Origin of the sequence: Xenorhabdus sp. BG5 (genome assembly GCF_015163665.1) — a bacterium.
Taxonomy (GTDB): domain Bacteria; phylum Pseudomonadota; class Gammaproteobacteria; order Enterobacterales; family Enterobacteriaceae; genus Xenorhabdus.
This window is the reverse complement of sequence record NZ_JADEUG010000087.1, coordinates 1-956: the sequence shown is the minus strand read 5'-3', so window position 1 is coordinate 956 and position 956 is coordinate 1. Positions and strand designations below refer to the sequence as shown.

At 52.5% G+C, this 956-nt stretch carries 1 tRNA gene and 2 rRNA genes; all 3 read right to left on the bottom strand.

Going from position 1 to position 956, the window contains the following annotated elements:
* Nucleotides 1–543 (bottom strand): 23S ribosomal RNA (locus IQ209_RS17930); the annotation flags it as partial.
* 188 nt (nucleotides 544–731) lie between these two features.
* Nucleotides 732–807, bottom strand: a tRNA-Glu gene (locus tag IQ209_RS17925).
* Nucleotides 808–889: 82 nt separating this feature from the next.
* Nucleotides 890–956 (bottom strand): 16S ribosomal RNA (locus IQ209_RS17920); the annotation flags it as partial.

Sequence of the window (956 nt, the reverse complement as noted above, 5' to 3'; positions counted from 1 at the left end):
GGGCTCCCACTGCTTGTACGTACACGGTTTCAGGTTCTTTTTCACTCCCCTCGCCGGGGTTCTTTTCGCCTTTCCCTCACGGTACTGGTTCACTATCGGTCAGTCAGGAGTATTTAGCCTTGGAGGATGGTCCCCCCACATTCAGACAGGATAACACGTGTCCCGCCCTACTCTTCGAGCTCACAATACCAGCATCTTCGGATACGGGGCTGTCACCCTTTACTGCCGGCCTTTCCAGACCGTTCTCCTGATGCTCATACCGCTGATGGCTCTGGGCTCCTCCCCGTTCGCTCGCCGCTACTGGGGGAATCTCGGTTGATTTCTTTTCCTCGGGGTACTGAGATGTTTCAGTTCCCCCGGTTCGCCTCATTAACCTATGAATTCAGTTAATGATGGTGCAACGGATTGCACCGGGTTTCCCCATTCGGACATCGCCGGCTGATAGCGCTTCATATCAGCTCACCGGCGCTTTTCGCAGATTAGCACGTCCTTCATCGCCTCTGACTGCCTAGGCATCCACCGTGTACGCTTAGTCGCTTAACCTCACAACCCGAAGAAGTCTTCCGGTCGGAGTGTTGAGAGTGTCATCAATGTTATCATTCCATAACACTGACGGTTTCAAATTTTCAGCTTGTTCCAGATTGTTAAAGAGCAAATATTGCTAAACCGACGCGCACGTCCGCTTAACAATATTTCAGTGGCACCGCCTTTCACCCGCTACCTGAGCAAGATGGCGTCCCCTAGGGGATTCGAACCCCTGTTACCGCCGTGAAAGGGCGGTGTCCTAGGCCTCTAGACGAAGGGGACTCAAAGTCTTCTTCGCAGACGCTTGCTCTGCTTTCTTCATCAGACAATCTGTGTGAGCACTGCACAATCACTATCGTTTGGTTAAGGAGGTGATCCAACCGCAGGTTCCCCTACGGTTACCTTGTTACGACTTCACCCCAGTCATGAAT